This is a genomic window from Arsenophonus sp. ENCA, from assembly GCF_002287155.1.
Lineage (GTDB): Bacteria > Pseudomonadota > Gammaproteobacteria > Enterobacterales > Enterobacteriaceae > Arsenophonus > Arsenophonus nilaparvatae.
In genome coordinates this window covers 1-3441 of record NZ_NHNG01000178.1, presented here as the reverse complement: position 1 = coordinate 3441, position 3441 = coordinate 1, and the positions used below count along the sequence as shown (strand labels likewise).

Sequence of the window (3441 nt, the reverse complement as noted above, 5' to 3'; positions counted from 1 at the left end):
ACATTTTCCAGCCTCAGCCAAGCACTGCTCAATACGGACCCTTTTAAATGTATTCTGTGTGGCGGGAAAATGGTCTATCAGCGGGTCTTGTATGGGCTGGTAACAAAGGATCTGGTTGCTAACGCAGTGGAAATAGCGCGAATGCGTTACGTGATGTAATGCAGGGAAGATCTGCCTGAATTCAGCAAATTCGTTCAAAAATCAGTCGATTAGCCAACAAATAATGATCTCACTCCCTCTTGTGCTGAAAAAAACAGCAAATCTTACCGACTGTGATCCCTATTTCATACGGCCTCAGGATCTTTGAAATTCCTAGGCGTCGAGGTGCTAAATCATGGCCTAGCGTGACACCTGATAGCGTCTTGATTTGCTGCGCCAGCGTAGAGGCATCCTGCGCAGTACGCCGTCCCGCCTTCCACATTTTCTGTATCGATTCCACCAGACTTTTGCCAGACGAGCCGGGCTTTAATATCACGGAGATATCGCCCTGTAGAAGACGAGACGCTGCCGCGATCCCGCTATCGATGGTCTCAAAAGCGTGAGTCATTTTGCTTACCATGTCTTTGGTGCGGGCCAACACGCCAGCCTGTGCAAAATCCGGCAAGCCTTTTAAGCCTACGTTAGCAAACGCCTCTCCGATGCGATCATTCAGGGCTGAACTGGAAGAAATGAGCGTTTGGCCTGTCGCAACACCTGCCGTTGGAAAAGATAGCTCTCCCGCCTCAACCACGCTAAAACTGACACGACACATACGGCCTTCGCGTCCGCTATGGCTGACTCTTACCTCGCCATCAATACAAACGGCAATTTCGCCGTAGTAGGGATGTACCAGTGTCCCTGGCCCTGGCGTGTCGATAGCCGCAATAAGCCGATCTCTAGCCTCGAAAAAATCATCACCAACCAAATAAGCGCCAATGTTAAAACGCCTGGTTGCACGCCCTAAGTCTTCTGTATACGGCTTGTCGCGATTGGGATATTCATGCACCTGTACGCGCCGCCCAAACGTCCCCTCGTCGTCTTCTACCTGAAACGGTACGCCGCGAAAGGATGCTGGACGCAGGTTAGCTTTCCAGTGAGTCATGGCGACTTCCTTAAAACAAAAACCGCCCAAAGGCGGTCATTAAATATATTTTTCATGTTTCAGACGTGCAAAAGGCGAGAACTGTTGCAAAACAGTCTCGCCTTCGGCACTCTGTTTCTATGAAGTACAGGAGGTACTTGCTAGGAAGCAGATCTCAACAATCACATCCTAGCAAGGCTGGCTAGCCTTGTCACTACCAGTTTAATACCATTCAACGACATTAAACCGATACCTCCACCCTAGAAGCTCAGGTCACAGCCCCGGACTCCGGCAGGATAAACAGGCAAATGGTGGGATTAAAATCCTAACCAACTCGGGAAAGAAGTTGGCTCTACCCCGTCTCACGTGAACGCATCACGTACCTGATAAAGTGAGCATCTAGGCAGAAGTTGAGGTTACGCGGATTGTCTCGGTCTGGCGCGTATCCCACAAAACAGTACCTTAACCTTAAAAGCAAGATCGCCTCACCACGCTCCGTCTAGGGGCTGGTCAGAGTAGCTTTCAAAGGACAAGGTTAACAACCAAACACCAAAAAGCCAAACCACTGCGGAAGGGCTTCGCCCCCTCTACTGGGTACCCACCCCGGGGGCATTAGGCTTGCTATGGGAAATTTTCAATATTGTGATAAGCGTCACATTTTGATGTTATTGTCTGGCAAAGCGGTTATAGCCTTTATAGGTAAAATCCAGGTCAAACCAGGACGGTTGCTTACCTTCTGGTTTCACCGTCATACCAAGCGGTGCGTTGTTGAAATCAACTTGCAATTGCAACTTTTGTTCTCGTGACGGCACAGACAACCTGAGCTTCTCGATAGCTTTATCCTGGGCTTCGGATCTCGTGTTTTTCGTCGGGAGATGTTGGGCAAAAGGTGAAGGCATCAACCCAATCGTATTAGATGCTTTTTGGGGTGAATTTTCTGTCTTTGGCGGAAGCAGACTTGAGGAAGAAAACGGTGATTGTGTTAATCTGTAGTAGCTCAGACTTGATCTGACAGTTACCGGTTATTTATACAGTATCTGTCAGGCTAAATTTGATTTAAATCTTTTTCTCTCCAAATTTGTTTTCCATCGTGTAAAGTTGCTATGGGTGTTCGACCGCAACACATTTTTCCTTGATGAGTACGCTGGTTATTGTATTCCTCTAACCATTTATCTAAATCAGTTTGTAATTCCTCTAAATTACCGTAGATTTTCTTACGAAAAACTACCTGGTAGAACTCTTGTAATACGGTTTTATGAAAACGTTCACAAATTCCATTAGTTTGAGGCGAGCGTGCCTTAGTTTTTGTGTGATCAATATCGTTGATAGCCAGATAAAGTTGATAATCGTGATGCTCAACTTTACCACAATATTCACTACCTCTGTCCGTCAGTATACGTAATATCGGTAATCCATGTTGGGCATAAAAAGGCAGAACCTTGTCATTTAATAAATCCGCAGCAGTTATCGAACTTTTCGTTGTGTAAAGTTTACAATGAACGACTTTGCAGTAAGTATCAATATAAGTTTGTTGGTAGATACGACCAACACCTTTTAAATGACCAACATAAAAAGTGTCCTGCGACCCCAGGTAACCCGGATGTGCTGTTTCAATCTCACCACTGGCTTCATCATCCTGTGCTTTCTTTTCTAACGCGGTGATTTGTGATTCTGACAGAATAATCCCTTCCGTTGCTATTTTATCTTCAAGCGCTTTCAGACGTTTTTTAAAATTTTCCAGATCATGACGTAGCCAAACAGAACGAACACCACTACCCGAAACAAAAATGCCTTTTTTTCTTAGTTCATTACTACTGCGGTGTTGTCCATGTGCAGGGTATTCAATCGCATACTCAACCACCGCTCTTTCAATCTGTTCATCTACTCTATTTTTTACGTTAGGTACCCGTCGATTTTGATTAATTAAGGCATCTATACCTCCATCGTCGACAAGTTCCTGATAGCGATAGAAAGTATCTCTGGATACCCCCATAATCTTACAGGCTTTTGATACGTTATGAAGCTCTTCAGCAAGATTAAGTAAGCCGACTTTATGTTTGATGATAGGATTATTTGTTTGATACATAAAATTACCTTTTATTTAATTATCTAATGATGTTAATTAAAACCGGTAACTTTCTTTTTTAAATCAGAATTGTCAGATTAAGTTAAGACTAATACAGATAAACTGCTTTTTATTTTATTGTATTTAAAATGTTATCCGACCTATGATTTGCAAGGACTTCTTTTTGGTTTAGATAGAACCCGGGTATGTCGCTGGGTAAAAATATTATTGCCGGTTTTAGAGATGACCTTGGGGCGAGAATGTGTTTTGCCCGCTCGTCAAATTCGCTCTGCTGAGGAATTTTTTCGCGCCTTTC

General features: G+C 44.2%; 4 protein-coding genes and 1 pseudogene. 2 read left to right on the top strand and 3 right to left on the bottom strand.

All coding sequences use genetic code 11. From position 1 onward, the window contains the following. Window positions 1-319 precede the first annotated feature (319 nt). Both CBG25_RS04625 and CBG25_RS04620 read right to left on the bottom strand, forming a co-directional pair. Window positions 320-1081: pseudogene (locus tag CBG25_RS04625) on the bottom strand (DNA circularization N-terminal domain-containing protein); the annotation flags it as partial. Window positions 1082-1725: 644 nt separating this feature from the next. After that, a complete protein-coding gene (locus CBG25_RS04620) occupies window positions 1726-1878 on the bottom strand; it encodes a hypothetical protein (protein WP_290604909.1) in 153 nt (50 codons plus the stop codon). Between the two features lie 40 nt (window positions 1879-1918). Between CBG25_RS04620 and CBG25_RS04615 the strand changes: the two genes are divergently transcribed. Next, a complete protein-coding gene (locus tag CBG25_RS04615; RefSeq protein ID WP_290604907.1) occupies window positions 1919-2053 on the top strand; it encodes a hypothetical protein in 135 nt (44 codons plus the stop codon). Between the two features lie 52 nt (window positions 2054-2105). On the opposite strand, the gene CBG25_RS04610 is transcribed toward CBG25_RS04615, so the two are convergent. Beyond that, a complete protein-coding gene (locus tag CBG25_RS04610) occupies window positions 2106-3146 on the bottom strand; it encodes an IS481 family transposase (protein ID WP_290604905.1) in 1041 nt (346 codons plus the stop codon). Between the two features lie 102 nt (window positions 3147-3248). Between CBG25_RS04610 and CBG25_RS21305 the strand changes: the two genes are divergently transcribed. After that, on the top strand, window positions 3249-3441 hold a 193-nt coding region (locus CBG25_RS21305; protein ID WP_366212699.1), incomplete at its 3' end, for a transposase family protein.